Consider the following 21,734-nt stretch of genomic DNA (forward strand, 5'->3'; position numbering starts at 1 on the left):
AGTGTTGTCACGAGCGCCGTGCTTGCTATCTCTGTGCAGACGCTTGAAATCTGACAGCACGACGGCAGAGACAGCCCGGCAAATCGCAACGCGCTAACTAACTACCGTAACAAACTGTTTTTAAAGGAAGTCTGACATGGGCGGAGCTTCCCGTCTTATTCCCTTGCCAAGTTTTCTGGCTTTTGTGCTGGCTGGTGCGCACTTCTGGCGTGCAGACTGGCCTTCGCTGACAGTTGGCTGCGGTATAACGGCCTTGCTGACCTGGACGCGATTTGCCTGGGTGCGCCAATTCTTGCTGCTGACCTTGCCCCTGCTGGCTGCCCGCTGGATATGGACCACAGCGCAGTTTGTGCAGATTCGGCAACTTATGGAGCAGCCCTGGCAACGCCTTGCCGTCATCCTCCTGTCGGTTGCCCTGTTTACGGTTCTGGCTGCGCTGCTTTTGCTCAGACAAAAAGCGCTTCAGTGGTATTGCCGCAAAGAAGAAACAGCAAACGTGCAAACGGCAGCCATGATGGTATGTCTGGCCCTGTTGCTGCCCGTGTGGTTCATGAATCCGCAACTGCTGGTGCTGGAACGCTTCATCCCCCAGGGCGGTCTGGTTCAGATCATACTGGCTGCCCTGTGGGCCGTGCTGGCTGCAGGCTGGCTTGCCGGCCGCCATCAGGCCTCCCGCGCCCGCATGCTTCTTTGGCGGCTGTTCTCTCTGATTTTTTTCGGCCAGCTGGTGTTGGGGCTCGTTGTGGAGAGCCGCTTTCTGCTTACAGGCAGTCTGCACCTGCCCGTGCCCGGTCTCATTGCAGCGGGGCCGATCTACCGGGGCGGCGGCTGGTTTATGCTTGGCCTTTTTAGCCTCTCTACCTTGCTTGTGGGCGCGGCGTGGTGCAGCCAGCTCTGCTACTTCGGCGTATGGGACGCCACTGCGGCGCAAAAGACTAAAAGCAGCCCGGCCCCTGACTGGTTGCCTCGCCTGCGTTTGGGCATACTGGTCCTGACCTTGGGCGCGGCCCTGACACTGCGGCTTACGGGCGCGTCCACTGTAGCGGCTCTGACATGCGGCCTTTTGCTGGGTTTGCTGCTTCTTCCCTGCGCGCTCTTGATCAGCCGTGCCCGCGGGTATGCATCCTACTGCCGTGGCCTTTGCCCTTTGGGTCTTTTGGGGCAATGGCTGGGGCGCATATCTCCCTGGCGCATACACCGCATTGGCCCATGCAGCAGGTGCCACGCCTGCATCCGCGTATGCCGCCGAGGCGCAATGACAGAAAAAACTCTTGAAAGCGGCACCCCTACCGCAGCCTGCCATCTCTGCCGAGATTGCGCGCATGTCTGCCCCAAGCAGTCATTGGCAGTGACATGGTTCGGGCGTCCGTCAAGCGCGGCCTGGGCCGGAAGCATTTTTACGGCTCTGCTGGCTGGCCTGCATGCGGCCTTTCTGTTCATGGCCCGCATCTGAATGCGGTAATGGTAAATAACAAGGATATGCAATGACACGCATTCTGAACCGCATTCGCACAAGCCAGGCTCAAGCCCGCGTGGGCTGGAATGAAATTTTTTGGGCATGGTCGGGCAGTTGTCTTTCCATCGCCTGCCTTGCCTTGCTGGAAAAAGTATGTGCTCAGGAGTGGAACCTGCCCCTGCTTATCGGCTCCTTCGGGGCGTCCGCCGTGCTGGCCTTCGGCGCGCCCCACAGCCCGTTGGCGCAGCCGCGAAACCTTGTGGGTGGCCACGTTTTTTCCGCCTTTGTGGGGGTAAGCAGCCAGGCCATGCTGGGCGCAGAACCCGTGCTGGCTGCGGCTCTGGCGGTTTCCACCGCCATTGCCCTCATGCACATGACCCAGACCCTGCACCCTCCAGGTGGAGCCACGGCCCTTATTGCTGTTATTGGCGGCCCCGGCATTCACGACATGGGCTACTGGTACGTTTTGCTGCCTTGCGGCGCAGGAGCCGTATGCATGCTGGTGCTGGCTCTGGCCGCCAATAATCTTGCAGCCAGAAAAAAATACCCTGTTTTCTGGTGGTAAAACATCATTGCCTTGCCCGTGAACTACAAAATACGTTTTCCGTTAAAGAACATCAGTACTGCTGCCTCTGGTACAGAGGCGACCGCACTTGCCACACCTCACCAAAAAGAGTAGCCATATATTTTTTCAGCATTTGGTGAGGTTGCAACATATGTCGAGCAATTCCCCCGCTTCCCCCCTGGCGGAGGGCCTGCGCCGCGCACTGCCCATTGTGCTTGGGTACACGCCAGTGGGCTTCGCTTTTGGCGTTCTGGCAGTCAAAAACAACATCCCCCCGTCTTTGGCTGTGGCCATGTCCGTACTCATGTTTTCCGGGTCTGGCCAGTTTGTTTTTGCGGGTATGTGGGGCGCGGGCGCGGGCACGCTGTCCATTATGGCGGCAGTTTTTATCGTGAACCTGAGGTATCTGCTTCAATCAGCAGCAGAATCTCCCTGGCTGGCTGGCCTGCCACGCTTTCAGCGGTTTTTGCTGGGCCTGGGTCTCACGGACGAAACCTTTGCCGTACACGTTACAGCTTTTCAAAGCGGTTGGAAGCGCAACCTCACCACGCTCTTTGTCTGCAACCAGACAACACAGATCGCCTGGGTGGGCGGCAGCGCCATTGGCGCTTTTTGCGGCGAACTTGTTACCGATGTCAAACCGCTCGGTCTGGATTACGCCCTGACGGCAATGTTTCTGGCCCTGCTGGTGCCGCAATGCGTCAGCCGCCTGCATGTGCTGATTGCCCTCTTCACCATGATGCTTTCCATCGCCCTCAAGGTCTCGGGCATGAGCCAGTGGAACATTGCAGTGGCCACAGTGGTGGGCGCAAGCCTTGGCACGGCCCTGCTTTTGTACAGGGATAAAAAAGAAGCCGCATTTACCGGGCATAATGAAGCCCGCCCGCCGCAAAGCGCCCACAACACTTCGGGTGCAGATCAAGAAAATATTGATCGGAACACGGCGCGGAATGAAGGCCAGAGCAATTCCCGCATGCAGACCGAAACAGGCCGGATGACGGCAAATCCTGACGAGGCAAACTCATGACCGAAGCAGGCTGGCTCGATAACCACCTTGTTCTCATTTTGTGCATTGCAGGCAGCACCATTGTAACCCTGTTGCCCAAAATCCTGCCCGTGACCTTTCTGAGGGGCGACAATTTGCCCCCGGTACTGCGGCATTGGCTGTCTTTCGTGCCAGTGGCCGTTATGGCCGCTCTGGTGGGGCCTGATGTTTTTATCTACGAAGGGCGGTTTAACCCCGGCCTGTCCAATCTCTTTCTTATGGCGGCCCTGCCCGCTCTTGTGGTGGCATGGTGGAGCAAAAATTACTTTCTGACCATTGTTGTGGGCATCGGCCTGGTGATATTGGCCCGCTACACGGGCCTGTACTGATGAACGCCAGCGAGTCGAAAAACTTTTCGCCAGCGCAACCTCCGGCTCTGCGCAAGCGCCGCAAGCCTGCCCCGGCTTTTGCCGCGCCGCAGCACAGTGGCCGCCTGCTGGTTCGCCTGGCTCCTCAAGACACGGCGATGTTTCGCTTTTTGCTCGAAGCCTACGACCACACAGCCTATTTTACAGTGCTGGAACCCAAAACAGCTTTGCTCAAAATTGTCTTTTCTCCGCATCTTGAAAAAGAAACGCGGACAGCTCTTGCCGAAATGGCCCAAAGCCTGCCCTTTTGCATTGAAGAGTGGCCCGTTGCCTGCCGCCCTCAGGAGTGCAAAAAGGCTTTGAGATAGCCACGTTTTCTGTTATGACTGCCCTGTTGCGGGAGAACGGGCCCGGGGTGGCCCGGTCCCGTTTTTTCGCGCCCGAGCAGTGGGCGCTCCCTTGCACAATCTCCCGGCAAACAGGCCGATTATCAAGACGAAGGCGGACAAATGTCACCGACATACAAGAGAGTTTTGCTCAAACTGAGCGGCGAAGCCTTGGCGGGCACCAACAAAACTGGCATCAGCCCCGACACCGTGGCCGAAATCTGCCGTGAAATCGGCACGGTTCTCGCTATGGGTGTGGAGATGGCCCTGGTCATAGGCGGGGGCAATATCTTTCGCGGGCTTTCGGGTTCCGCCAAAGGTATGGAGCGCTCATCAGCCGACTATATGGGCATGCTGGCCACAGTGCTGAACGCCCTGGCCGTGCAGGACATGCTGGAAAAACAGGGGTATCCTACCCGCGTGCTTTCCGCCATTACCATGCAGGAAGTATGTGAACCCTTCATCCGCCGCCGCGCCCTGCGCCATATGGAAAAGGGCCGCGTGGTCATCTGTGCGGCAGGTACGGGCAATCCCTACTTCACCACTGATACTACAGCAGTGCTGCGTGGCATGGAACTGAAGTGCGATGCCATCATTAAAGCCACCAAGGTGGACGGCATCTATGACAAAGATCCTGCCAAGTACAGCGACGCCGTAAAATTTGACACCATCAGTTATGATGAAACCCTGGCGCGCCACCTTGGTGTTATGGACGCCACGGCCTTTGCTCTGGTACGTGACAACAATATACCCATCATTGTCTGCCGCATGGTTGGCGGCGACATCAGGCGTGCCGTCATGGGTGAACCCGTGGGCACCATAGTACGCAACAGCTAGACTGTCCGGCTGTAACAGCCTTGTCTGACTGTAAAAAAAGCTGCTGACACACAGCAGGCATTGCTCCGCCACATTTTGCCCCGCAAAAGCCTTTCAGTGAAAGCGGCGGTGCAATGGTTGCAATGCCACAGAATATTCAGCGGCACGAATGTGTAACCGTTCGTGCCGAAGTGCCTGACATTTCAAAAGTCAGGCACTGCAGATCTTTCGCAAAGGGAGGCGCAGCGCCATCCCCACAGGAACAGGCCGCAGGCCGCAGCCCCAAGGAGAATATTTATGGATATCGACAGCATCCTTTTTGATGCCGAAGAACGCATGGAAAAAGCCCTTGCCGCTCTTGACCGCGAGTTTACCAAACTGCGTACGGGACGCGCCACTACCGCTCTTGTGGACGGCATCAAGGCCGACTACTATGGTACCCCCACCCCCATCAGCCAGATGGCCTCGGTTGCCGTGCCCGACAGCCGCACCCTGACCATTCAGCCCTGGGACAAGGGCGGCATCGCCCTGATTGAAAAGGCCATTCTGAAGTCAGATCTGGGGCTTACCCCGGTTAACGACGGCAAGGTCATCCGTATTGTCATGCCCCCTCTTACCGAAGAACGCCGCAAGGAATTGGGCAAGGTGGCCCGCAAGTACAGCGAAGACGCCAAGGTGGCCGTGCGCAACGTACGCCGCGACGCCAACGACAGCCTGAAAAAGCTGGAAAAAGACAAGACTATTACCGAAGATGATCAGAAGCGCGCCACCGAAGACGTGCAGAAGCTCACGGACAAATACGTGGCTGATGTGGACAAGAAGTGCGCCGCCAAAGAAAAGGAAATTATGGAAATCTAGCCGTGAGCGGAAGCTTCCGCCACGGGCCGCCGCCTGCCACGCCCGACAGGGCGGGGCGGGCGCGGCGCTGTCTGCCCGCGCACATCTGGATTGCAGGCGTGCATTGGGCAAAACAACACCGCAGGGACACTTTTTGTACAGGCTGAAAGCATGACGCAACAAAGCACGCCCCCATCCGGCCATCCCATAGCCAGAACTCCCGATACGGATCCCGAGCCTCAGGCAGGGCCGCTGACGGAGCTTCCGCTGGAGCAGTTGCCCGCCCATCTGGCCATTATTATGGACGGAAACGGACGTTGGGCGCAGGCCCGCAACCTCCCTCGCGAGGCCGGGCACAAAGCGGGCGCCGAAGCTGTACGCGCGGTGGTGACAGAGTGCCGCAGAATAGGTATTCGCCACCTGACGCTCTACACCTTTTCCAGCGAAAACTGGAACCGCCCCAAAACGGAAATCAGCGCTCTCTTCACTCTGCTGCTTGATTTTTTGCGTCAGGAGCTGCCCCGGCTTGAAGAACAGGGTATTGCCCTCAAGGTACTGGGCAATCTGGACGGTCTGCCCCTGGCGCAACGCACGGCTTTACGCCATGCCATAAAGCGTACGGCTGCCGGACCGCACATGACCCTGAATCTGGCTCTCAACTATGGCTCCAGAGCCGAGCTGATCCGCGCTGTCCAGTCTTTTCTGCGCGAAGGCGCACGCCCCGAGGAAGTTACCGAGGAAAGCCTGGCCCAACGTCTCTACACAGCCGGGCAGCCCGACCCGGACCTGCTCATCCGCACCAGCGGCGAGCAACGCCTGAGCAACTATCTGCTTTACCAGTGCGCCTACAGTGAATTGTACTTCACGCCCACGCCCTGGCCCGACTTTGACGCCACGCAATTGCGTATGGCACTGGAAGCCTATGCTGCGCGATCGCGCCGTTTCGGCAAAACACAGGAGCAAATTGATGCCCATTGAACCCACCGCCAATCCCATCGACATTCGCCGCATTATAACAGGCGTGGCTCTGGCCGCAGTGCTGTTGCTGGTGCTCTGGCTGCGGGGCTGGCCCCTGCTGTTCGTCATCCTGCTGGTTTCCGCCCTGGGGCTTTGGGAGTTTTTTTCACTGTTCTGGGGGCCCACGGGGCGCATTCCCAGCCGTGTCTGCGCCATCGCTCTGGGGTGGGGCATGCTGTGCCTTACCTGGATGCATAGGCCGCAAGACGCCCTTGTGTTTATGGGCGCGGGCTTCGTGCTCTCAGCCATGAGTTTTCTCTTCAGGTGGGATGTGCTTGAAGAAGAAAACGCCTTTGTTTCCAGCGGCATCTTTATGGCAGGCTTGGCCTATGTGCCCCTGCTGCTGCTGCCGGCAACCTATCTTTCCACCACCAAGCTCATCTTTGTCATTGCTGCCGTTGCTGTGTCAGACACGGCAGCTTACTTCGTGGGCACGCGCTTTGGGCACCACAAACTGTGGCCCCGCGTAAGCCCCAAAAAAAGCTCCGAGGGCGCGGTGGGCAGCCTTGTGGCATGCGTTATATTTTGCGCCATTTACGGCGAAATATATGGCAAAACAGGCTGGTTTTCCTTTGCGCTTCTGGGCATTGCGGTCAATGCTTTTGCCCAGGTGGGCGACCTTTTTGAATCCGCCCTTAAGCGCTCGGTCAATGTAAAGGATTCCGGCCATCTGCTGCCTGGGCATGGTGGTGTTCTGGACAGGGCTGACAGTCTGCTGTTTGCCATGCCGATGGTGGCCGTTGTGGACCAGTGGTTTTTCTTCTTTTAAGCAACGTTGCCTGCGTGACTGCCGTTTCATGAGAGGCCTTGGCCGCATTGAACGGCTGTCCCGCCAGGCTTTGCCAGCTTTAACGGTATACGCCCGCCTTGGAGAAATGTAGCAGCCTCCGGTTAAACGCCTCAAAACCTGCTGTCTCCCGCTGACGCGGCATGCCAGTATGAATATCTTGCCAGCCCCGCTGAAGCCGTAATAAAATTAAGGCTTATAGCGTGGGGCGAACAGTACTCTGAGGCGGCCCATCAACAGGGCCGCTTGAATTTTTCAAGAGCAGACTTATTTTTCTTTCTGGTGCAAGCCGCCTGCCCATACCCGCAGGATACAAGTACGGCGATAACCCACAGGATGCAGAAATGGCAGAACTCTGGCCGGGTCAAGGCGGCCCATCCACAGACTATATTTCCGGCCCGCCGAGCGACGCATGGCGCAACACTTGGCCGCGTGGCCTGGTAATACTCGGTTCAACGGGTTCCATCGGACGCAGCACCCTGGCCGTGGTTGAAAATCATCCGCAGGCTTTTCGTATCGAAGGTCTGGCCTGCGCCCGGCAGGTGGAACGCTTGGCCGAACAGGCCGCCCGCTGGCGTCCGTCCCATCTGGCAGTGCTGGACGAAGAAGCCGCCGCAAGATTGAAGCCCCTTCTGCCAAAGGGCTATGCCCCCAATATTCTGACAGGCCGCGAAGGCTATGCCCAGTTGGCTGCCTTGCCCGAGGCTGGCACCGTGCTTTCCGCACAAGTGGGCGCAGCGGGGCTTGACGGCACGCTGGCCGCAGCTCTGGCTGGCAAGGTCATCTGTCTTGCCAACAAGGAATCGTTGGTTCTGGCGGGTGATCTGGTGAGACGCGTCTGCGCCAGCACCGGGGCTGTCATTCTCCCAGTGGATTCTGAGCACAATGCCATATTCCAGTGCCTGGCCGGGCGCGGGCAGGAAGTGAGCCGCCTCATCCTTACGGCCAGTGGCGGGCCTTTTCGGGGACGCAGCCGTGAAGACCTGCGCAGCATCACCCCGGCACAGGCGCTCAAGCACCCCAACTGGAGCATGGGCGCAAAAATTAGCATAGACTCCGCAACCCTTATGAACAAAGGCCTTGAAGTTATTGAGGCCTATCACCTTTATGGGGTGCCCGCCGAACGCATCAAGGTGCTTGTGCATCCGCAGTCGGTAATCCACTCGCTGGTGGAGTTTGAAGACGGAACCCAGCTTGCCCAGCTTGGCACGGCAGACATGCGCCTTGCCATTGCCAGCTGCCTGCTCTGGCCCCGCTGCCTGCCTGTTGGCGTGCCGCCCCTTGACCTTACGGCCACGGCCCTGACCTTTCACGAGCCGGATACCGAGGTTTTTCCCTGTCTTGATCTGGCGCGGCAGTCTCTTGCCCTGCGCGGAGGCCGTTGCGTTGTTTTGAACGCGGCTAACGAGGCCGCTGTGGAACTTTTTCTTGAAGGCGGATGTGCCTTCCTTGACATTCCCCGGCTGATAGAAGCCGCTTTAAAGGCGCACGACGCCAGCGAGCCCGGCCATCAGTCTTTCTGTGCCCCGTTGAAACAGGACGGGCCCGTGGCTTCTGACCACATGGCCGCCCTGAAAAACGAGGCCCATACCCTGGCGGAGCGCCTCACGCGCCTTGACCGCCAGAGCCGCGAGTTTGTACGCAACCTCGCCCGCGACGGAGAACCCGCATGCTGATTACCGTTATAGCTGTATCCCTTGTTCTTGGCGGTCTTATTTTTTTTCATGAGCTGGGGCATTTTGCCGTAGCCCGCAGCCTGGGCATGGGTGTTTCCACCTTTTCCCTCGGCTTTGGCCCCAAGATTCTCAAGCACAAATGGGGCAAGACGGAATACGCCCTGTCCCTGGTTCCTCTGGGCGGCTACGTCGCCCTGGTTGGCGAGCAGGATGACAGCGAACTGCCTGAGGGCTTCACCAAGGAAGAAAGCTTTTCCTTGCGCCCGGCCTGGCAGCGCCTGCTGGTAGTAGCAGCCGGGCCTGTGGCCAATATGCTGCTGGCCTGGTTTTTGTGCTGGATACTGGCCTTTGGCTGGGGCACGCCCCAACTGCTGCCGCAGGTGGGCGGTCTGGTGGAAAACGGCCCTGCAGCCAAGGCTGGCATACAGGTTGGCGACACCATTGTGAGCATTGACGGCCAGGCCATTAATGAATGGGAAGACATGACCCACGCCATTGCCCGCAGCGACGGCCAGCCACTCAGCATTGTTCTGCAACGTCCAGCCAAGGTTGCAGCCACGGCTCCCGAAGGCGAATCCCAGGCAGGTCACGACGCCGCCCCCGCTGATTCAGCTGGAGTGGCATCAGGTCAGGGCAACACGCCTGCGGCCATGCTGACTGTCGAAGTCACACCCGAAATGTCTGTGCGCAAAACCATCTTTGGCGAAGATGAAAAAGCCTGGCTTGTGGGCATTCGCAATACTGGCGCGGTACGGCTTGTGGAGCACGGATTCTGGGGTTCGGCTGCTGCCGGTGCGGCTCAGGCTTCCGACATGCTTGCCCTCACGTGGAAAAGTTTTGTAAAGTTGGTAGAAAGGGTGGTTCCCCTTGATCAGGTGGGTGGGCCCATCATGATCATGCAGATGGTGAGCAAACAGGCTCACGAAGGCATTGCGGGAGTGCTGGCCCTGGCGGCGCTCATAAGCATAAACCTTGGGGTATTGAACCTCCTGCCCATCCCGGTGCTTGACGGCGGCCAGATCGTCTTTTGCCTGTGGGAAATGATCTTTCGCCGCCCCATCAACGCCAGGGTGCAGGAATATGCTATGCGGGCCGGTGTAGCCCTGCTGGTCGGTCTCATGCTGCTGGCCACCTACAATGACATCTGGCGCATCGTAAAGGGTGCGGGCTGGTTTGGGAGCGGGTCATGAGTGCATACTCCACCGGGCTTGAGCTTATTCTCAATGCGGCTGAAGGCGTACTGCAGGTTGTCGTTACCGACGATGAAAAACCACTTTGTTCCCAGCAATGGCACAGGGCCGACCGCGCAACTGAAATTCTTGCCCCGGCGCTGGAAAACCTTTGCGCCGCACTGGACATAAAGCCCAACAGCTTTCGCCGCATGGCCTGCGTGCGCGGACCCGGCTCATTCACAGGCATACGCCTTGTGCTGGCAACAGCCGCGGCCTTGCGAAGAACAGGCAATGCCCAGGTGGCCGGGCTTGATTACATGCAGGCCCTTGCCACCACAGCTGTATTACGGTCCCAGCTTCTTTTTGGCTCAACCATCTGGGTGCTCACCCATGCCCGGCGCAACCTTGTGCATTGCCAGTCTTTTTTGTCTTACGGGCCGATGATTCCTGCTCAGGCACAGGCCCCGGTGGACCTTTGCACACCGCAGGAGGCTCTGGAGCGCATCTTGGCCAGCCGCACGGCTCCCCTGCCCGCGGGAGTGCCCGAAGGCAGCCGCATAGTATGGGTCTGTGGCAGCGGGCTGGAGCGAAACGCGGCTGTTTTCAGCCCTCTGGATCTTATGCGCCCGTCGCCGGATGGCACACAGCGCCAACCTGATGGCGGCGCTCCGGTCACGACCCTTGATGAACTCACAATTCCGGACATCAACGCTCTTTGCCTCCTGGCTCGGCATGGCGATTATGCCGACGCAGACATAGAACCTCTGTATGTACGCCCCTGCGATGCTGTGGAAAATCTGCCCCAGTTGGCTCCGCGTCTGGGTCTGACAGGGGAAGAAGCCACCACAACGCTGGAGCAAATACTTCAACGCCCACCCACAAGCGATATTTAGATCTTCCGCTTTAGTGACTGTCTCTAAATAATTCTTTTGTCCAACTGGTTGCGTCAAAAAGCCATTTTTTACTCCCGTCATGTACCGCAAAAGTACACTCCTTTTGTAAAAAAACTTTTTTCTTGCCCTTGGCGCAAAACCATTTATTTAGAAACAGCTCCTAGAGCTCTTTAATTTTGAAAATGTATATTCTTAAAATTAAAGCGCTCTCGTTACTGCATTTCATCACGCAAAGAAGTAGCAGTGTTGCCTTCACAGCAGCCGTTGCTGCCAGAGCTTTCACAAAGCTGCGCTATCCCCTGTGGCAGGCGTCTGCTCACGTTGCCGGTGGGCATTTCTATTTTGAATCTCTTTGTAGGAGCGCCCCTTTAGCAAAAGGGCTCCATTTCTCCGCCCCCAACTCCCTATTTTTCTGCTTGCAAATTTCAGCAAGCCTCCTCATTTGAAGGCCAGCCTTCACAAGAAAAATCCTTCAAACGTCACCCGGCCTCAAGCCATCTACTCTAAAATAACAAGTGGCTATATAATCTCAGTTTTCCGGTTTAAATCTGCCCTCGCCAGTCCTTTGCTCTTTGGTGATAGACTTTGAAAATCGCACACAAGCACGATGCAAACCATCAGCCGGGTGCTCACTTGAGAGCAAACCTGAAATCACAGCATTCTTTTGCTGGCAACATTTCAAACCATCCAGATAACAATCTGTAATATCATAATATTCACAAACATCACATGCATCCTTCGCCAGTATCAAACCAGCATACCTCACCTGCTTGTTTTGCTGCCCCTGATGGTTCGCACCTTAGCCATGTGTCATTTTGAAGTATCATCAGGAATTATTCTGATGCGTGTGGTCTGCTTTACCAGAAAAAAATACGGATCTGGCCGTTCGAATTTTAATCCACTTTTTTGCGGCAATCGGGTCACCTAATTTTAACCGTATACACGATAATTTTACTCGATATTGTCACTTTAGTGTTTTTCTAGAAAAATATTACTGCTAACTGTCTGTAATAAAATATATTATCAGTTTGACACAGAAGTTTTTATTGCGGTATATTCTTCGCACCAAGAAAAGGCATCCCCTGACAGAGGCTGACAGGTTCAGTGCGCAAGGCGCATTTACCGTCATTGGAGGGTCTCCAGGGTCAGGACCACGGGCGTGGTCCGTTCGCCACCGCGAACAGCCTCGAACAGTAACCAAGGAATGATCATGAAGTATTCACGCTGGCCTTCCATGCTGGCTGTTGCGGTCGCATGTATGTTGCTGACCGCCCCCATGAAAGCCGACGCAGCTTCAGCAAGCTCTCCTTCTGCAGATATCTCCTCTCGCTCTTCCTCGACTGACGCGTCCAAAGCTTCCCGGAAATCCGAATCGCGCTCTGCCAAGTCTGACAAAGCGCAGAAATCCAAAAGTTCCGGCAAATCAGAAAAGTCAGCTGTATCTGGCAAATCGTCCAAATCTGAGAAGTCGTCAAAGTCTGCAAAAAGCAGCAAATCTTCCAAGTCTTCAAAAAAAGACCAGCAGATTTCTGAAAATAGCACCGACAGCCGCGATATCTGGCTCAGACGCGCTCAGGAAAGTGAAGTTTTCACTGGCAAGGCTTCCTGGTATGGACGTGATTTCCACGGCGGCTCCACCGCCAGTGGCCTCAACTATGACATGTATACCTTTACGGCCGCACACCGCACCCTGCCTATGGGCACCGTCGTGCGTGTGACCGATCAGGAAAACGGCAAGAGCGTCATGGTCTGCGTAACAGACCGCGGCCCCTTCGTACGCGGACGCATTATAGACCTTTCCTTTGCAGCCGCCCAACAGCTGGATCTTAACAGGCGCGGCGTGGGCAAGGTTGAGCTGGAAGTGGTCAGCGATGAAAGCGGCACGCCGCTGCATGCCGATCAGGCCTACTATGTGCGCTACAATGCGGCTATGGGCGATGAGCGCATTGGCCCCTTCCGGGCATTTGCTGACGCTGCGGCCATGCATGAAGCCTTGCGCCAGGCCCACCCCGAAGCGGAAGTTGTACTGGATCAGTCCCGTTAGCGCAGCCTGACACAACAAGTGTTCGCGCCAACGGCGCGCAGCTTGGCCCTCCGCCGCAACGCGGCCTGGATTCAGTCGAAGACCGCGTTTTTGGCTGGATGCAGACGGGGAATGTAAGACATTCAACGCCAATCTGCTCTGGTACGGCTAACATCGGTCAAATTTTTTCAGCATTGACGCGGCACTGCACTGCCATTTCAGGGGCAAAACTCTCCAGCCCGTTTTCTGAACGATGGCCCAAGAAATCCCTGAGCAAACCGCGTTTGCCATCATACTTATACGGCCCGCCCTGCATCGCAGCTGGCGGGCCGTATTTTATCTTTTTGCACAACAGGCAACCCCTCGAAAAAGCAGAAGAACAATCGTACCGGATATTTTTCCCTAACCGCCTTGCCCCGCTTACCTTTCTTCGTTATTCAGGTGTTTGCGCACCTGCGCATAAAGAAGGATGTCATGGGTTTCTTTTTCAGTCTGCTTTCATCGGCCACCTTTGGGCTCATCCCCCTTTTCAGCCTTCCTCTCATGGCTCAGGGGCTGTCTCCCGCCACGGTGCTTTTTTACCGCTTTTTCATTGCCACCATTGTTCTGGGGATACTGCTTCTGCTGCGCGGCGAACGCTTTCACACATCAGGCCGCAACTTGCTCAAACTGGCAGGCATGAGCCTCATGTATTCGCTGGCGGCCCTGCTTTTCATGCAGGCTTTCAAACATTTACCCAGCGGTGTTGTGGCCACCCTGCATTTTTCCTATCCGGTCATGGTCATGCTCATCATGATAGCGTTCTTTCATGAACGCTTCTCTTCTATCACGGCCATAGCCATTACCCTTGCCATTGCCGGGGTATACCTGCTCAGTAACGGAGAAGCGACAGGGGCCACTGGGACGGCGGGATTTGCAGGCATGAGCATGCTTGGCCTTACGCTGGCTCTTTTGTCAGCCTTGTGCAATTCGCTGTACATCACCAGCATCTACACTGCCGGGCTTACCAACATGACAGGGCTGATGCTGACGTTTTACGTTATGGCCTTTGGAGCGCTGTGCTCCCTGATCAATTCACTGGCTACCAACAGCTTTCAACTGCTGACCAGTTGGCGTGAACTGCTGTTGGCCGTACTGCTGGCATTGGTCACAGCAGTACTTTCCAACTTCACCCTCATTCTGGCTGTACAACGCATTGGCTCCACGCTTGCCTCGGTTCTGGGTGTTATGGAGCCAGTCACCGCTGTCATTGTAGGCATACTGGTTTTCAACGAGCCTTTCAGCCTGCCTCTGGTTATGGGCATTGCTCTTATTGGCTCTTCTGTGGTGTTGATCATGCTGGGCGAGCACATTCGCCAGCTGATGGCCAAACGCAGGGCCGCAAAACAAGGTGGGGCTTCTTCAGACAGTTAAAACCTTTCCATAGCGGGCTGCTTGTACGGCGCGATAATATAAAACAAAGCCGCCTCCGGTATTCAAGGGAACCCCTGAATGCCGGAGGCGGCTACGCATACTTCACTACTCTCGCAATATCAGGCCAGGCCCATCGTCTTTGCTTCTTCAAACCAGTTGCCAAAAGTTTCCAGTGCCCGGGCCGAATAAAGAGCTTTACGGTCTTTTTTGCGCGCTCTTTCCCCCAATTCCGGCATAAGGCCGAAATGGGCGTTGGACGGTTGAAAACGTTTCGCAGGGGTACTCAGGTGGTTGAGCAAAGCGCCAAGGGCACTTTCAACCGGAGGCCGGGGCAACGCAATGCCGCGAGCACGAGCGTCCAGCAGCATGGCCAGCCACAACCCGCTGGCTGCGGATTCCACATAGCCCTCCACTCCGGTGATCTGCCCGGCAAGGTATACCCCCGGCGACGCCTTGAGCGACAGGTCTTCAGCCAGAATCTGCGGCGCATTCACATAGGTATTGCGGTGCATGCTGCCAAAACGCGCAAACTCTACATTCTCCAGCCCAGGCACCAGACGGAACACACGCCCCTGTTCGCCCTGGGTCAGTTTGGTCTGGCAGCCCACAAGATTGCATGTGTCGCTGTTGGCGTTTTCGGCCCGCAACTGCAAAATGGCCCACGGGCGTCGCCCTGTACGCGGATCAACAAAGCCCACAGGCTTCAGAGGGCCAAAAGTCAGGGTACGGGGACCACGTTCGGCCAGAGCCTCCACAGGCATGCAGCCTTCAAAGTGCTTTTCCTGCTCAAATTCATGCGCAGCCACTTTTTGCGCGTCCAACAATGCCTGATAAAAAATTTCGTATTCTTCGCGGCTCATCGGACAGTTCAGGTAATCGCCCTCGCCTTCGGCGTCACCACTTTCCTGCCCATAGCGGGAAGCGCGAAAAATCACGTCCATATTGAGCGAATGCGTCCAGACAATAGGCGCAATGGCATCATAAAAGTAGCAGTGTTTCTCGCCCAGCACACTGGCCAGAGAGGCTGAAAGCCCGTCTGAAGCCATAGGGCCAGCGGCCAGAATTATGGCGCGGCCTTCGCCCCTGAATGGTTCCAGAACCGCATCATCCAGAGATTGTACCTGATGGCGCACAAGGCGAATATTGCCCTCGGCCTCCACCATCTGGCTCATGCGGCGGGCAAAAGCTTCACGGTCAACGGCAAGAGCCTTGCCAGCAGGCACGCGGCAAGCGTCGGCAGCTTCCATAAAACGGCTGCCCAAAGCGCGCATTTCAGCCTTGAGCAAGCCCACGCCGGAAGTAAGCTCATCCGACCGCAAAGAGTTGGAACACACCAGCTCCGCCAGATCATCATTGACGTGAGCCTGTGAGCGGTGATGGGGCTTCTGCTCAAACAGCACAACTTCATGCCCGCTGCGGGCCAACCGCAGGGCACATTCACAACCAGCCAGGCCGCCCCCCACCAGGGCTATGGACAATTTCTGCATATGATCTCCTCTGCACGGCAGCTTCTAAGAAAACCCGATTTATGGCAAGTGCCGGGCAACGTGCTGCAACAACGGAACTTCTTGCACCAGACCGCGCGCAACACGCAAAAAACTACACACGTAGATTATTTTTTTCACACAGGCAACTACTCTTCCCTTTGACAGGCAAAAACCGTATTATTAAACGATTAGTCTAATGCAGGAAGATTCATGGCCAAACCGTCAAGCACATTCACAACCATCATCTGCATAGCGATGTTTCTCATCGCATTGCTTCTGGTCGTGCGCGAATACACCTCGGAAACCACCGGGCATTTGTCGCAGGACATCACCACCCGTCTGGCCGAAGTAAGCCGCCGGGTTGCTGATGATTTTGACCGCAATATCGATAGTCAGCTCAGTGAGCTACAGAATATCACCAGTTTTATGGCGCAGGAAGACTGCAGGCAGTTTAAAAAATGCGTTCTTTACTATGCGCCCCTGCTGCGTGCGGCAGGTCTTAAAAAATTCGCCCTTGTTGATCTGGATGGCAAAGGTTTTTGCTCTGACCAAGGGGACGCATTTGACCTGGCGCGCACCGGAAAAGAAGAACTGTTCTACCACGCGCTCAGTGGTTCCGCGGGGTTTGCCGCTATTTCCGACGGCAAGGGAAGCAAGCTTGCCGTTGCCATTCCCCTTAGCCGAAACGGCAAGGTCGTAACCATTCTTCTGGGCGAACTTGAAGACAGGGTCATGAAGAAAAACCTTGTCACCAGGGCGTTTGGCGACAGAACCTGCAACATGGTTTTTGACGACAAGGGCCGCATGCTGTTCTGGGCTGTTCCCCCGGGCAACGACATTGAAAAAGTATTTCCGCAGATGGAAGAAAAAGCCTTGCCTCCGCCGCTGCGCGAATATCTGAAGACCGTATTTTCCGACACGCAAAGTCAGACCAGCCGATTCATCAAAGACGACAAGCACGCCTACTACCTGACGCACATTCCCCTTGAAAAATATGGCTGGCAAATTGTTTCCCTGTTGCCAGAAGAAGTTGTGAACCATCTGGTGGACAGACAGAACGCCATCACCTCCACACTGGCGTGGCGTATGTCTGTACTGGCCGGGCTGGTGCTGCTTTTCATCATTATCATCCTGCAACGCTACAACCGCACCATCCGTCGTCAGCAGGAAGATTACCGCTCAATCATTTCAAGCATCTCTGGCGGCGTTATAAAGTTTGCCGGCCTGCACGGCAACTTTCAGTTTATCAGCCCCAATTTTCTCAAAATGCTTGGCTACCGCAAAGAAGAATTTTTACAGCGTTTTGGCATGAGCTTCGCCCATTCCATCTTTGAGGCGGATCGAGAAAGTGCGTTGCGCACCATGCAGCAACAGCTGGATTCAGGCATCCCCATTGATGTGGAATACCGCACCCGCGCCAAGAATGGCAGCCTCATCTGGCTGTATCACAAAGGTTCACTGGTACAGGCCGGGCCGGGGCAAACCTATATCCAAAGCATTGTTTTCGACATCACTCATAACAAGGAAGCCGCCCAGGCCAAACGTATTTCAGACGAGCGCTACCAGTTTATTCTGGAGCAGCACGACATTATCATTTTCGAGCAAAATCTCATAAGCGGCCATTTTTCCTGCTCCGCGCGCTGGATCCAGACGTTTGGCAAGGTTTTCAACATTCTAGAACCGGATACTGACCTGAGCCTGATTCCTGTTCACGAGGACGACAGGGAGCTGCTGGAAGACTTTCAGAAAAACGTCCACCACAATTTGCATGAAAGTAAGCTTTTTGTTGAATTGCGCTTGCGCGACACCAGCGGTCTGTACCACTGGTACCGCATCGAGGCGTCCAACCTCATCAGCTCTCAGGGCAAGCCCATATATATCATTGGCATTATTACCGACATCGACAAGCAGAAGCTGCTTGAACTGCGGTTGCGCACGCAGGCCACACGCGACAGCGCCACAGGCATGCACAACAAACGCGCCACGGAACAGGCCATTTCGCGTTTTCTGGGCATGCACAACAATCTTGGCCCTGATGTTTACGCAATGTTCATGATAGATTTTGATAATTTCAAAAGCATTAACGACAGGTTCGGGCATGCCGTGGGCGACAAGGCCATCTACCAGATGGCTCAGATAATCCGACGTAATTTCCGCAGCACTGATATTGTTGGCCGGGTAGGCGGAGACGAATTTCTGGTTTTCTGTACAGAACCCATGCCCATGCAAAAGATACGTGAACGGGCCATTGTGCTTGTCAGCCAGTTGCACCTGCAATGCGGCACCCACGACGCCGAGGACGTGCCCCTGACCGCCAGCGTGGGCATAGCTTGCAATCCCGGTGACGGGCATAGCTTTACAGACCTGTACAAGCACGCCGACATGGCCACCTATGAGGCCAAACGCCGTGGCCGCAACCAATGCGTCTTTTATGCGGAACTGACCGCCAGCGAGCAGCAGAACGCCCGTGATTCACTTCTGGCTGAAGAAAAGGAAGATTAATATCGACGCGCTGCCGCGCCACGGCATGTGCAGTATTTTCACAATTACCGGTTGCGCCGAAAACCAGAAACGCCCGCTTCAAGCGGGCGTTTCTGGTTAAAACCAAAGCTCGAATTACAAACGTTCCACGACCTTGTCACCCATGCTCTTGCAACCCAGAAGATCCTTGCCGGGTTCCATAATGTCAGCAGTACGGTAGCCGTCAGCCAGCGCCTTGCGCACGGCTTTTTCAATATGATCGGCCTCTTCCGGCATGTCAAAGCCGAGGCGCAGCATCATTGCAGCGGAGAGGATGGTCGCCAGAGGGTTGGCCACGTCCTGTCCGGCGATGTCCGGCGCAGACCCGTGTATGGGTTCGAACAGACCCGGCCCTTCGGCTCCCGTGGAGGCCGAAGGCAGCATTCCCAAAGAACCGGTGATAACCGAGGCTTCGTCCGAAAGAATGTCGCCAAAGATATTGCCAGTGAGGATCACGTCGAACTGCGAGGGATCGCGCACCAGCTGCATTGCGGCGTTATCCACGTACATGTGGCTCAGTTCCACATCTGCGTATTCACGGTGCATTTCCATGACGACTTCTTTCCACAGGCGGGAGCATTCCAGCACGTTGCTTTTTTCTACCGAGCAGACCTTGTTACGGCGCTTGCGGGCAGTTTCAAAGGCAACCCAGGCAATACGCCGGATCTCTTCCTCATTATAAATCATCGTGTTGTAGCCTGTGCGCAGGCCGTCACGATTTTCAATGCCGCGCGGTTCACCAAAATAAACGTCGCCCGTAAGTTCGCGCACCACCAGAAGGTCAAGGCCCTTGGCGGCGATGTCAGACCGCAACAGGCAAGCGCCAGCCAGTTCCGGCAACAGCATGGCCGGACGCAGATTGGCAAAAAGCCCCAGTTCTTTACGAATGCGCAACAAACCCTTCTCGGGCCGCAGCTCAGGGGTCAGATTGTCCCACTTGGGGCCACCCACTGCGCCCAGATAAATGGCGTCAGCACTGCGGCATTTGCTCACAGTGGCTTCCGGCAGGGGATCACCCGCGCCGTCAATAGCCGCACCGCCGATCAGGGCAGTTTCAAAAGTAAATTCGTGGCCGAACTTTTCAGCCGTGGCTTCCAGAACTTTGACGCCCTGAGCAATTATCTCCGGGCCAATGCCGTCACCAGGCAGCAGGCAGATGGACTTTTTCATGCAATATCCTTGTGGCAGTTTGTCGGCTGTGCTTTTCAGCCTTTTCTGACGCGGCTTTTTCCGGGAAAGGAGACCTGCGGAACACAGGCCCCCTCTCTGGTTACATTCCTCAAAAATTCGGCCTCCAGCCTGCCGCCAGAGCTATAAAAGGCACGGGGAAAATGAACTAATCTGGTCAGCGTCTACGCGATTCTTTCCTTTACGTATTCCACAAGCCCGCCCTTGTCCAAAATTTTGGCCATAGAGGCTGGCAACGGCGGGCAGGTGATCTCCTCACCGTTGGTCAGATTGCGGATAACGCCAGTGGCCGCATCAATTTCAAGCTCGTCGCCGTCATTGATTTTGTCAACTTCATCGCCAACTTCCATAAGCAGCAAGCCCATATTGAATGAGTTGCGGTAGAAGATGCGGGCGAAACTGTGACCAATGACCACGGGCATGCCCGCGCCCAGAATGGCAATGGGGGCGTGCTCACGTGAAGAGCCGCAGCCAAAATTGCGCCCGGCGACCATAATGTCGCCAACCTTGACGCGCTTGGCCCAGTCAGGTTCAAGACCGGACATGCAGTTTTCGCCAAGCTTTTTTGAGTCAGTGGTGACCAGAAAGCGGGCGGGAATGATAGCGTCCGTATCAATATGCTCGCCCACTTTGTGGGCTTTGCCTTTGTAGTTCATATGCTTGATCCTTCTTAACCCGATGCGGGACGTTGAAGAGTGTTCTTTTTCCTTACAGCGATGCCGCTTTACGGCAATCCGTCCTGACCGCTGCCGCCACACGGGCGACGCCAAAAGACAGGCGGCATAAACCGCGGCGGTCTACAGCTGGTCAGGGCCAGCCACAAATCCGGTTATGGCTGTGGCAGCGGCAACCAGAGGGCTGGCAAGATAGACTTCAGAATTCAGACTGCCCATACGGCCCCTGAAATTGCGGTTGGTAGTGGCCACCGCCCGTTCGCCGTCGCCCAGAATGCCCATATGGCCGCCCAGGCAAGGGCCGCATGTGCAGGGGCCAACAATGCAGCCCGCTTCCATAAATGTTTCAATAAGACCTTCCTTGAGGCACTGCTTCCACACAGTGGGGGTGGAGGGCAAAACGATGCAGCGCACGTTCTTGTCTACCTTGCGGCCACGCAGAATTTCGGCAGCGTCGCGCATGTCGCTGATGCGGCCGTTGGTGCAGGAACCGATGACCACCTGCTGTACCGCCGTATTACGCACCTCGGAAACAGGCTTCACATTGGAAGGAATGTGAGGACAGGCCACCACAGGCTCCTTGCCCGTAACGTCTATCTCCACCACGCGGTCGTAGTGCGCGCCTGGGTCGGCAGCCATATTTTCAAGCACGCCGGGGCGTTTGTGCTCGGCGCAGTAGGCGCGCGTTTTGGCGTCCACGGCGAAAAGGCCCACTTTGCCTCCGGCTTCAATAGCCATATTGGCCATGCTCAAACGGCCTTCAACGGAAAGATCGTCCACCACAGGACCGCCAAATTCCAGAGCCTTGTACAGCGCGCCGTCAACGCCAATGGCGCCGATAAGCATGAGCATAAGGTCCTTGCCGCGCAGCCACTTGGGCATATTGCCCCTGATATTCACGCGTATGGTGGGCGGAACCTTGAGCCAGGTTTCGCCAAGGGCCATGCCCGCTGCGATGTCGGTGGAGCCCATGCCTGTGGCAAAAGCGCCGATGCCGCCGTAGGTGCAGGTGTGGCTGTCTGCCCCGATGACGAGATCGCCGGGGCCAACGAGCCCCTGTTCGGGCAACAGGGTGTGTTCGACGCCGCAATCGCCGCCTTCGTAGTAGTGTACGATGCCCTGTTCCTGAGCGAATTTGCGGCTTATCAGCACCTGATTGGCGGAATCAATGTCCTTCTGCGGCGTGAAATGGTCCATAACAAGAGCAATCTTGTTGCGGTCAAAAACCTTTTTCGCGCCCATACCGTGGAAGGATTTGATGGCGAGAGGGCCGGTAATATCATTGGCAAGCACCATAGACACGCGGCACTGAACAATCTGTCCATCCTGCTCCACGGCTTCGTCCGTATGAGCTTGCAAAATTTTCTGCGCAAGCGTTTGAGCCATGTTGAACTCCTTTCTATCCTGAAGCGGTTCCACAGATAAATGTTTTTGAAAACGGGGCAGAAAAACTGTCGTGTCAGCTTTCCTA

At 56.1% G+C, this 21,734-nt stretch carries 20 protein-coding genes; 15 read left to right on the forward strand and 5 right to left on the reverse strand.

What is annotated here, in order from left to right; all coding sequences use genetic code 11:
• Positions 1-136: 136 nt before the first annotated feature.
• The 12 genes from QM579_RS01185 to tsaB all read left to right on the forward strand — a co-directional run bounded on the left by QM579_RS01185 (position 137) and on the right by tsaB (position 10,958).
• Entirely contained in the window at positions 137-1,453 is a 1,317-nt protein-coding gene (locus QM579_RS01185) for a 4Fe-4S ferredoxin (protein ID WP_414997404.1), read from the forward strand.
• A 31-nt stretch (positions 1,454-1,484) separates the two neighbouring features.
• The gene (locus tag QM579_RS01190) at positions 1,485-2,021 is read left to right on the forward strand and encodes an HPP family protein (protein WP_183718505.1); all 537 of its coding nucleotides are present in this window, start codon (positions 1,485-1,487) and stop codon (positions 2,019-2,021) included.
• Positions 2,022-2,172: 151 nt separating this feature from the next.
• The gene (locus QM579_RS01195) at positions 2,173-3,048 is read left to right on the forward strand and encodes an AzlC family ABC transporter permease (RefSeq protein WP_414997405.1); all 876 of its coding nucleotides are present in this window, start codon (positions 2,173-2,175) and stop codon (positions 3,046-3,048) included.
• A complete protein-coding gene (locus QM579_RS01200; RefSeq protein WP_414997406.1) occupies positions 3,045-3,395 on the forward strand; it encodes an AzlD domain-containing protein in 351 nt (116 codons plus the stop codon). Before QM579_RS01195 ends, QM579_RS01200 begins: the two co-directional genes overlap by 4 nt.
• Positions 3,395-3,742, forward strand: coding sequence for a DUF4911 domain-containing protein (locus QM579_RS01205; RefSeq protein WP_414997407.1), 348 nt, complete (start codon positions 3,395-3,397; stop codon positions 3,740-3,742). Before QM579_RS01200 ends, QM579_RS01205 begins: the two co-directional genes overlap by 1 nt.
• A 141-nt stretch (positions 3,743-3,883) precedes the next feature.
• Positions 3,884-4,597 (forward strand): UMP kinase, encoded by a 714-nt coding sequence (gene pyrH / locus QM579_RS01210; protein ID WP_414997408.1) that lies wholly within the window; start codon positions 3,884-3,886, stop codon positions 4,595-4,597.
• A 276-nt stretch (positions 4,598-4,873) separates the two neighbouring features.
• The gene (gene frr / locus QM579_RS01215) at positions 4,874-5,434 is read left to right on the forward strand and encodes a ribosome recycling factor (protein WP_414997409.1); all 561 of its coding nucleotides are present in this window, start codon (positions 4,874-4,876) and stop codon (positions 5,432-5,434) included.
• 150 nt (positions 5,435-5,584) lie between these two features.
• On the forward strand, positions 5,585-6,391 hold the full coding sequence (gene uppS, locus QM579_RS01220) for a polyprenyl diphosphate synthase (protein ID WP_414997410.1): 807 nt from the start codon (positions 5,585-5,587) through the stop codon (positions 6,389-6,391).
• A complete protein-coding gene (locus QM579_RS01225; protein WP_414997411.1) occupies positions 6,381-7,199 on the forward strand; it encodes a phosphatidate cytidylyltransferase in 819 nt (272 codons plus the stop codon). Before uppS ends, QM579_RS01225 begins: the two co-directional genes overlap by 11 nt.
• A 362-nt stretch (positions 7,200-7,561) precedes the next feature.
• Positions 7,562-8,893 carry a 1-deoxy-D-xylulose-5-phosphate reductoisomerase gene (dxr, locus tag QM579_RS01230; protein ID WP_414997412.1) on the forward strand — a complete coding sequence of 444 codons (1,332 nt, stop codon included), beginning with the start codon at positions 7,562-7,564 and terminating at the stop codon, positions 8,891-8,893.
• A complete protein-coding gene (locus QM579_RS01235) occupies positions 8,887-10,083 on the forward strand; it encodes a M50 family metallopeptidase (RefSeq protein WP_414997413.1) in 1,197 nt (398 codons plus the stop codon). Before dxr ends, QM579_RS01235 begins: the two co-directional genes overlap by 7 nt.
• On the forward strand, positions 10,080-10,958 hold the full coding sequence (gene tsaB / locus QM579_RS01240; protein ID WP_414997414.1) for a tRNA (adenosine(37)-N6)-threonylcarbamoyltransferase complex dimerization subunit type 1 TsaB: 879 nt from the start codon (positions 10,080-10,082) through the stop codon (positions 10,956-10,958). Before QM579_RS01235 ends, tsaB begins: the two co-directional genes overlap by 4 nt.
• Before the next feature lie 1,125 nt (positions 10,959-12,083).
• On the opposite strand, the gene QM579_RS01245 is transcribed toward tsaB, so the two are convergent.
• Complete coding sequence (locus tag QM579_RS01245; RefSeq protein ID WP_414997435.1) at positions 12,084-12,500, reverse strand: hypothetical protein; 417 nt, start codon at positions 12,498-12,500, stop codon at positions 12,084-12,086.
• Positions 12,501-12,513: 13 nt separating this feature from the next.
• On the opposite strand from QM579_RS01245, the gene QM579_RS01250 reads away from it, so the two are divergent.
• Both QM579_RS01250 and QM579_RS01255 read left to right on the forward strand, forming a co-directional pair.
• Entirely contained in the window at positions 12,514-13,002 is a 489-nt protein-coding gene (locus QM579_RS01250; protein ID WP_414997433.1) for a septal ring lytic transglycosylase RlpA family protein, read from the forward strand.
• A gap of 453 nt (positions 13,003-13,455) precedes the next feature.
• Positions 13,456-14,394 carry an EamA family transporter gene (locus tag QM579_RS01255; protein ID WP_414997415.1) on the forward strand — a complete coding sequence of 313 codons (939 nt, stop codon included), beginning with the start codon at positions 13,456-13,458 and terminating at the stop codon, positions 14,392-14,394.
• Positions 14,395-14,513: 119 nt separating this feature from the next.
• Here the strand turns inward: QM579_RS01255 and trmFO are convergent, their stop codons facing one another.
• Complete coding sequence (trmFO, locus tag QM579_RS01260) at positions 14,514-15,881, reverse strand: methylenetetrahydrofolate--tRNA-(uracil(54)-C(5))-methyltransferase (FADH(2)-oxidizing) TrmFO (protein WP_414997416.1); 1,368 nt, start codon at positions 15,879-15,881, stop codon at positions 14,514-14,516.
• A gap of 210 nt (positions 15,882-16,091) precedes the next feature.
• Between trmFO and QM579_RS01265 the strand changes: the two genes are divergently transcribed.
• Positions 16,092-18,383: a diguanylate cyclase gene (locus QM579_RS01265; RefSeq protein WP_414997417.1), complete on the forward strand. Its 2,292-nt coding sequence runs from the start codon at positions 16,092-16,094 to the stop codon at positions 18,381-18,383.
• 114 nt (positions 18,384-18,497) lie between these two features.
• Here the strand turns inward: QM579_RS01265 and leuB are convergent, their stop codons facing one another.
• From leuB to QM579_RS01280, 3 genes are all read right to left on the reverse strand, one after another.
• On the reverse strand, positions 18,498-19,571 hold the full coding sequence (gene leuB, locus QM579_RS01270; protein WP_414997418.1) for a 3-isopropylmalate dehydrogenase: 1,074 nt from the start codon (positions 19,569-19,571) through the stop codon (positions 18,498-18,500).
• Between the two features lie 182 nt (positions 19,572-19,753).
• Entirely contained in the window at positions 19,754-20,245 is a 492-nt protein-coding gene (locus tag QM579_RS01275; RefSeq protein WP_183718491.1) for a 3-isopropylmalate dehydratase small subunit, read from the reverse strand.
• 141 nt (positions 20,246-20,386) lie between these two features.
• Positions 20,387-21,649, reverse strand: a complete 1,263-nt coding sequence (locus QM579_RS01280) for a 3-isopropylmalate dehydratase large subunit (protein WP_414997419.1) — start codon at positions 21,647-21,649, stop codon at positions 20,387-20,389.
• Positions 21,650-21,734: the final 85 nt, after the last annotated feature.

Origin of the sequence: Desulfovibrio sp., assembly GCF_047607245.1 — a bacterium.
In the GTDB taxonomy this organism is placed as follows: domain Bacteria; phylum Desulfobacterota; class Desulfovibrionia; order Desulfovibrionales; family Desulfovibrionaceae; genus Desulfovibrio.

What these genes read in the sequence shown, in the direction of transcription:
- QM579_RS01185 (WP_414997404.1), top strand. Translation starts at nt 137, where the DNA reads ATGGGCGGAGCTTCCCGTCTTATTCCCTTGCCAAGTTTTCTGGCTTTT.
- QM579_RS01190 (WP_183718505.1), top strand. Translation starts at nt 1,485, where the DNA reads ATGACACGCATTCTGAACCGCATTCGCACAAGCCAGGCTCAAGCCCGC.
- QM579_RS01195 (WP_414997405.1), top strand. Translation starts at nt 2,173, where the DNA reads ATGTCGAGCAATTCCCCCGCTTCCCCCCTGGCGGAGGGCCTGCGCCGC.
- QM579_RS01200 (WP_414997406.1), top strand. Translation starts at nt 3,045, where the DNA reads ATGACCGAAGCAGGCTGGCTCGATAACCACCTTGTTCTCATTTTGTGC.
- QM579_RS01205 (WP_414997407.1), top strand. Translation starts at nt 3,395, where the DNA reads ATGAACGCCAGCGAGTCGAAAAACTTTTCGCCAGCGCAACCTCCGGCT.
- pyrH (WP_414997408.1), top strand. Translation starts at nt 3,884, where the DNA reads ATGTCACCGACATACAAGAGAGTTTTGCTCAAACTGAGCGGCGAAGCC.
- frr (WP_414997409.1), top strand. Translation starts at nt 4,874, where the DNA reads ATGGATATCGACAGCATCCTTTTTGATGCCGAAGAACGCATGGAAAAA.
- uppS (WP_414997410.1), top strand. Translation starts at nt 5,585, where the DNA reads ATGACGCAACAAAGCACGCCCCCATCCGGCCATCCCATAGCCAGAACT.
- QM579_RS01225 (WP_414997411.1), top strand. Translation starts at nt 6,381, where the DNA reads ATGCCCATTGAACCCACCGCCAATCCCATCGACATTCGCCGCATTATA.
- dxr (WP_414997412.1), top strand. Translation starts at nt 7,562, where the DNA reads ATGGCAGAACTCTGGCCGGGTCAAGGCGGCCCATCCACAGACTATATT.
- QM579_RS01235 (WP_414997413.1), top strand. Translation starts at nt 8,887, where the DNA reads ATGCTGATTACCGTTATAGCTGTATCCCTTGTTCTTGGCGGTCTTATT.
- tsaB (WP_414997414.1), top strand. Translation starts at nt 10,080, where the DNA reads ATGAGTGCATACTCCACCGGGCTTGAGCTTATTCTCAATGCGGCTGAA.
- QM579_RS01255 (WP_414997415.1), top strand. Translation starts at nt 13,456, where the DNA reads ATGGGTTTCTTTTTCAGTCTGCTTTCATCGGCCACCTTTGGGCTCATC.
- trmFO (WP_414997416.1), bottom strand. Translation starts at nt 15,881, where the DNA reads ATGCAGAAATTGTCCATAGCCCTGGTGGGGGGCGGCCTGGCTGGTTGT.
- QM579_RS01265 (WP_414997417.1), top strand. Translation starts at nt 16,092, where the DNA reads ATGGCCAAACCGTCAAGCACATTCACAACCATCATCTGCATAGCGATG.
- leuB (WP_414997418.1), bottom strand. Translation starts at nt 19,571, where the DNA reads ATGAAAAAGTCCATCTGCCTGCTGCCTGGTGACGGCATTGGCCCGGAG.
- QM579_RS01275 (WP_183718491.1), bottom strand. Translation starts at nt 20,245, where the DNA reads ATGAACTACAAAGGCAAAGCCCACAAAGTGGGCGAGCATATTGATACG.
- QM579_RS01280 (WP_414997419.1), bottom strand. Translation starts at nt 21,649, where the DNA reads ATGGCTCAAACGCTTGCGCAGAAAATTTTGCAAGCTCATACGGACGAA.